Annotated in this window: 8 protein-coding genes; 4 read left to right on the top strand and 4 right to left on the bottom strand. The window is 67.1% G+C overall.

The window, feature by feature from the left end; genetic code table 11:
- From WBQ44_RS03165 to WBQ44_RS03155, 3 genes are all read left to right on the top strand, one after another.
- Window positions 1-368, top strand: a 368-nt coding sequence (locus WBQ44_RS03165) for a LysE family transporter (protein ID WP_495565287.1), incomplete at its 5' end; no start/stop codon positions are given.
- 42 nt (window positions 369-410) lie between these two features.
- The gene (locus tag WBQ44_RS03160) at window positions 411-572 is read left to right on the top strand and encodes a hypothetical protein (RefSeq protein ID WP_495565286.1); all 162 of its coding nucleotides are present in this window, start codon (window positions 411-413) and stop codon (window positions 570-572) included.
- The gene (locus tag WBQ44_RS03155; RefSeq protein WP_495565285.1) at window positions 569-955 is read left to right on the top strand and encodes a YchJ family protein; all 387 of its coding nucleotides are present in this window, start codon (window positions 569-571) and stop codon (window positions 953-955) included. Before WBQ44_RS03160 ends, WBQ44_RS03155 begins: the two co-directional genes overlap by 4 nt.
- Window positions 956-983: 28 nt before the next feature.
- On the opposite strand, the gene WBQ44_RS03150 is transcribed toward WBQ44_RS03155, so the two are convergent.
- On the bottom strand, window positions 984-1,394 hold the full coding sequence (locus tag WBQ44_RS03150; RefSeq protein ID WP_495565284.1) for a DUF5997 family protein: 411 nt from the start codon (window positions 1,392-1,394) through the stop codon (window positions 984-986).
- A gap of 79 nt (window positions 1,395-1,473) precedes the next feature.
- On the opposite strand from WBQ44_RS03150, the gene WBQ44_RS03145 reads away from it, so the two are divergent.
- Window positions 1,474-2,493, top strand: coding sequence for a LysR family transcriptional regulator (locus WBQ44_RS03145; RefSeq protein WP_495565283.1), 1,020 nt, complete (start codon window positions 1,474-1,476; stop codon window positions 2,491-2,493).
- 7 nt (window positions 2,494-2,500) lie between these two features.
- Here the strand turns inward: WBQ44_RS03145 and WBQ44_RS03140 are convergent, their stop codons facing one another.
- The 3 genes from WBQ44_RS03140 to WBQ44_RS03130 all read right to left on the bottom strand — a co-directional run.
- Complete coding sequence (locus WBQ44_RS03140; RefSeq protein ID WP_495565282.1) at window positions 2,501-2,878, bottom strand: RNA-binding S4 domain-containing protein; 378 nt, start codon at window positions 2,876-2,878, stop codon at window positions 2,501-2,503.
- A 51-nt stretch (window positions 2,879-2,929) separates the two neighbouring features.
- The gene (nadC, locus tag WBQ44_RS03135; protein WP_495565288.1) at window positions 2,930-3,802 is read right to left on the bottom strand and encodes a carboxylating nicotinate-nucleotide diphosphorylase; all 873 of its coding nucleotides are present in this window, start codon (window positions 3,800-3,802) and stop codon (window positions 2,930-2,932) included.
- 11 nt (window positions 3,803-3,813) lie between these two features.
- On the bottom strand, window positions 3,814-5,113 hold a 1,300-nt coding region (locus WBQ44_RS03130), incomplete at its 5' end, for an L-aspartate oxidase (RefSeq protein WP_495565281.1).

The following is a 5,113-nucleotide window of genomic DNA, read 5'->3' as shown; positions in this document are numbered from 1 at the left end:
TGCGACAGTGGCGAGCGGCGCCAACCGATGCCGAGGCCACCACACCCGTCGCCGACAGAGGCGTCGCGATGCTCGGCCGCGGATTCCTGGTCAACGCAAGCAATCCCAAAGCCGTCGTCTTCATGCTCGCGGTGCTTCCGCAATTTCTCGACACGTCCAGTGCGCTTCTGCCTCAATACCTGACCATTGCTGCGACGATGGTGGCGGTGGACATGGCGGTGATGACCGGGTACACGTCGTTGGCCGCACGAGTGCTGAGGGTGATGCGCTCGCACCGGCAGCAGGTGACGCTCAACCGCACTTTTGCGGGCTTGTTCTTCGGCGCAGCGACGTTTCTTGCGACGGTTCGCCGTTCGAATCCCGCCTGACGAGCAATTCGTAGGGCAGTACACGAGGAAGAGGACAGGGCTATGAAGAAGTACCGAGTGCTCATGAAGGACGGAGATTCGTCCGCAGTCACCACGCTGGGCGACTTCGACACGCTGCTCGCGGCGAACACTTGGATCCAGGACGAGGGCCACCGCGACGAACACCAACTGGGAACGTACGACGTGCAGGTGGTCGACGAGTGAGCCGACCGTGCCCATGCCTGCGCGGTGACCCCTTCGAGCGCTGTTGCGGCCCGTTTCTCAGCGGAGAGGCCACTGCGCCCACCGCCGAACACCTGATGCGGTCGCGATACAGCGCGTTCGGCGTGGGTGACGCCGACTATCTACTCGACACCTGGCATCCCGACACCGCACCGGGGAGCCTGGAACTGGATCCGCTGCAGCGGTGGTACCGACTCGACATCCACGACACTCGTGCCGGCGGACTGATGGACCGTACCGGCCACGTCGAGTTCAGTGCCTATTACAAGCACCCGGGCGGAAACGGGGTCCTGCGCGAGGCAAGCAGCTTCGTACGCGAGCGCGGCAAGTGGTATTACCTGACCGGCACCACGGCGCAGGGCTGACAAGCCGCCCTGAAGACAAGCGGCCCGTTCAACGCATCTTCTGCGGGCGATTGGTGGCCGCCCGACGCGCCTCGTCCTTGGCCTTGACGCGTTCGGCCTCGGCCTTGACCTGATCCTGAAGCCGCTGTTCCTTGACGAGCCACTCCGGCTTCTCCGCCAACAGCGCATCGATCTGCTCCGAGGTGAGCGCGTCGGTCGAACCGGCGCGAGAGAGTCCTGCGATGGACACTCCCAACTTGCGGGCGATGACGTCCTTGGGGAACGGACCGTTCTGCTGCAGCTCCGTCAACCACTCCGGCGGCGCGGTCCGAAGGGCGTCCAGATCGGCGCGGGTCAGCGGCGTCGACTGGAACTCTTCGGGGGCGGCAGGTAGGTAGATGCCGAGCTTGTTCGCCGCGGTCAAGGGCTTCATGTGCTGTTGTTTCTTCTCCGGGCTCACCCGCACAGCCTAACTTCCCGTGGCCCGGGTTGATGCCACCGTCGTCGAGCGGCGTTCTCTTCTCGCCTACTGTTGACCCGTGAACTTCGAGGTGCAGACTCTCCGCTGGTACATCGCAGTGGCGGACGAACTGCACTTCGCCAGGGCGGCCAAGTCGTTGAACATCGCCCGAACGAAGCTCAGCCGCGCGGTCATCGACCTCGAGGCCGAGCTGGGGTATCCCCTGTTCGTGCCGGGCGAATCACCGACCCGATCGACCGAACAGGGACTTACTTTCCTGAGCACCGCGCGCGCCCTCGTCGAGGAGGACGACCGTCGGCGCGACGAGGAGGCGGCAGCGCGTGCTGCGCTGGCCACCACCCTTACCGTCGGCTACACCGAAGGCGTGACGCCGACCAAGTGGACCCGCATCTGGGCCGAACGCTTCCCCGGCATCACCCTCGAACTCGTGGCCACCACAGCGCAGAACCAGATGGAACTGCTGCACGACGGCACCGTCGACGTGGGGTTCGTCCGGCTACCCGTCGATCGTGACGGGCTCGATGTCATCGGCCTGTACGAGGAAACCCCGGTCGTGGTGGCACCCAAGGATCACCCCGTTGCGGCGTTCGATCGCATCGCTGTCGACGATCTGTCCGACGAACACCTCCTGCAGGACCAGGGCGAGGTCCCCGAATGGGCCGCGATCGCAACGGAAGTGGCCGACGGCACCCGCCTTGCGCCGCCGCCGTTGGCGTCGAACAGTGAACTCGTGGAGTACGTAGCCGCAGGCCTCGGGATCGCCATCGTGCCGCAGTCCATCGCGCGCCTTCACGCTCGCAAAGACCTGGTCTACCGACCTGTCGACGGAGTCGCCGGGTCGTCGATCGCTCTCGCGTGGCCCACCGACAAGAAAACCGACAACATCGAAGAGTTCTTCGGCATCGTTCGAGGAAGATCGGTCCGCAGTTCCCGTGGAGCTGCGACGCCACCGGCCGCGGGCAGCGCCGAAACCCCAACGGCCGGGGGCGGCGCGAAGACACCGGCGAAGAGGGCTCGGCCCGCGAAATCCACACCCGTACGTAAGGCTCCGGCACGAGGCAAGCGGCCGAGGCGTTAGCGCAGCGCTACAGTCCGAGACCGCGTAGCTTGTCGAGTTCGCGCCGCTCGCGCTTCGTGGGGCGACCGGCGCCCCGATCGCGGCGAGGTACGGACGCCAGCGCTTCCTTCGGCGGAGGCGGCGGGCTGCGATCGATCATGCATTCCGCGGCGACACCGGCACCGACGCGCTTGGCGACGAGCCGGGTGACCACGACGATCTTCTCGACTCCGTCGACACGCAGCCGAATCTCGTCGTCAGGACCGATTCTCTGACCCGCCTTGGCCGGGGTCCCGTTGACGCGCACGTGCCCCGCGCGGCAGGCAGCGGCGGCCGCCGAGCGGGTCTTGAACATCCGGACCGCCCAGATCCAGCTGTCGAGGCGGACGCTCTGCATTTCTGACATGGGCCGCCCACGCTACCGGAGCACGCGGCGCGTCTCGGGACGCGAATCCTTCTACATGTCGAGCCCGAGGTCGAGCACCGTGACCGAGTGGGTGAGCCCGCCGACAGCAAGGAAGTCGACGCCGGTGCGTGCGTAGTCGTGTGCGACGTCCAGGGTGAGACCGCCGGACGATTCGAGTCGGGTGGACGGCGAGAGCTTGCCGCGGCGCTGAACCGCCATTTGCGTCTGCCACAGCGCGAAGTTGTCGAGGAGGACGAGTTCGACGTTTTCGGCGAGCACTTCGTCGAGTTGTTCGAGGCTGTCGACTTCGACTTCGCATTCGATGCGGGGTGCTGCGGCGCGGACGGCTTTCAGCGCAGCCACCACGGACCCTGCAGCGGCGACGTGGTTGTCCTTGATGAGCGCGGCGTCGCCGAGTCCCATGCGGTGGTTGACGCCTCCGCCGGCGCGGACCGCGTATTTCTGCAGTGAGCGGAGGCCCGGCAGTGTCTTGCGACTGTCTCGGATGCGGGTGTCCGTGTCGGCAACTTCGGCCACCCAGGCCGCGGTCGTGGTGGCGATTCCGGAGAGGTGGCACACGAGGTTGAGCATGGTTCGCTCGGCGGTGAGCAACCCCCGGGTCGGGGCGGTGACGGTGAGAATCGACTGTCCCGGCGCAACTTCGGTTCCGTCGGTGACGCGGTCGCGGACGGTGTAGTTGTCCTTGCCGATCACTTCGTCGAGTACGACGAGGCCGACGTCGAGTCCCGCGATGGTGCCCGGTTGCCGGGCTACGACGGACGCGGTCGCCTCTGCGTCCTCCGCGACGGTTGCCGTCGTGGTGACGTCGGGTCCGTACCGCAGGTCTTCGTCGAGGGCCGTTCGGACGAGGGCGCGTATTTCGTCGGGATTCAATCCCTGTGCCGTCAACTCGTTCGCTGTCAGCTCGTTCACTGTCACAGTGCTCCTGTCATGGCTGATGCCGGTTCGGCCGGCCGGCGCACCGAATCCGGCACCAACTCGGGCTGTCCGTGTGCGTCGAGGCGGATTCGCAGGCTGGTGCGTAACCGCCCCGCCGCGTCGGGGTGGTCTCGGCGGGTGTGGCACCCGCGGCTTTCGGTACGGGTTTCGGCGGCGAGTACGAGCGCGGACGCGGTGACGGTCAGCGCCGTGTCTTCTCGGGCCCGATCGGTGTCCTCGGCTCGGTCGGTGAGTGATCGCAGCGCCGACGCGGCAAATCGGAGGCCGTCGGCATCTCGAACCACGCCCGCATGTGCGGTCATCAGCTTCTGTAGCTCCGACCGCGGAACTGCCCGGGGCCGGCCGAGGTGCACGTCGACGTCCGGTACCCGGCGACCGAGCCGATCGACCGCGGCCGCGCCTGCACGCTCGCCGACGACGAGTCCCTCGAGCAGGCTGTTCGACGCCAGCCGGTTTGCCCCGTGCATTCCCGTTCTCGCGACCTCACCGGCTGCGAACAAACCCGGTACGGACGTGCGCCCCCAGGTGTCGGTGACGATGCCTCCGCAGGAGTAGTGCGCTGCCGGCGCAACCGGGATCAGGTCCGAGGTGGGGTCAAGCCCTGCCGCGTGGCAAGCCGCGGACACGGTGGGAAATCTCGTGCGGAACTCGCCCATCGAGCGCGCGTCGAGATACACGTGATCGGCGCCGGACGATCTCAGCCGTTCTGCGATGGCGCGTGACACGACGTCTCGGGGCGCAAGGTCGCCCAGGGGATGAATACCGGTCATGAAGCGCGCACCGTCCCCGTCGACGAGGTGCGCACCTTCGCCGCGAACGGCCTCGCTGACGAGCGGTCTGCGTCCCGCCGAGCCTGGCGCGAACAGGACGGTGGGGTGAAACTGCACAAATTCGAGATCGGCCACCTCTGCGCCTGCGTCGAGAGCCAGTGCGATGCCGTCGCCGGTGGCTCCGGACGGGTTGGTGCTGGAGATGTACAGCTGACCCAGCCCGCCGGTGGCGAGAAGAACGGAGGGACTGCGAACGACGCCGTACCCGTCGGCAGAGGAGACCACGAGACCGACAACCTCACCCGCCGAGGTGAGCACGCTGCATGCGGTGCCGGAAAGTGTAGGGGTTTCGGACCGCGACCGAGCCGAAGCGTCGAGCGCGCGTTGCACTTCGGCGCCGGTGGCGTCTCCGCCGGCGTGAACGATGCGGCTGCGCGAGTGCCCGCCCTCGCGCGTACGAGCCGGCTGACCGTCCGGGTTCTTGTCGAACGTTGCCCCGGCGGCC

It is taken from the genome of Rhodococcus sp. (in: high G+C Gram-positive bacteria), from assembly GCF_049591685.1.
In the GTDB taxonomy this organism is placed as follows: domain Bacteria; phylum Actinomycetota; class Actinomycetes; order Mycobacteriales; family Mycobacteriaceae; genus Rhodococcoides.
This window is presented reverse-complemented; position numbering and strand designations above follow the sequence as displayed.

Excerpts from the sequence above, each read along its gene's own strand:
- WBQ44_RS03160 (WP_495565286.1), top strand. The coding sequence starts at position 411 with ATGAAGAAGTACCGAGTGCTCATGAAGGACGGAGATTCGTCCGCAGTC.
- WBQ44_RS03140 (WP_495565282.1), bottom strand. The coding sequence starts at position 2,878 with ATGTCAGAAATGCAGAGCGTCCGCCTCGACAGCTGGATCTGGGCGGTC.